Here is a 233-nt window from a genome sequence, read left to right as displayed (position 1 = left end):
TGGCGCATCCGTGCCTGGGCTGAGAAGAACAAGGTCAGGCTGCTGTTCACGCCGACCTACGCCTCCTGGGCCAACCCGATCGAGGCGCACTTCGGACCGCTGCGCCAGTTCACCCTGGCCAACTCCAACCACCGCAACCACACCGTGCAGACCAAGGCTCTGCACGCCTACCTGCGCTGGCGCAACGCCCACGCCCGTCACCCCGACGTCCTGGCCGCCCAACGCCGCGAACG

The 233-nt window shown here is 68.2% G+C and carries 1 pseudogene; it reads left to right on the top strand.

Going from position 1 to position 233, the window contains the following annotated elements:
* A pseudogene (locus IO39_RS56480) lies at positions 1–233 on the top strand (IS630 family transposase); the annotation flags it as partial.

This window comes from Nonomuraea candida (assembly GCF_000725485.1).
GTDB classification, from domain to species: Bacteria; Actinomycetota; Actinomycetes; order Streptosporangiales; family Streptosporangiaceae; genus Nonomuraea; species Nonomuraea candida.
The sequence above is the reverse complement of the archived record's forward strand: the minus strand, read 5'-3'. Positions and strand labels throughout refer to the sequence as shown.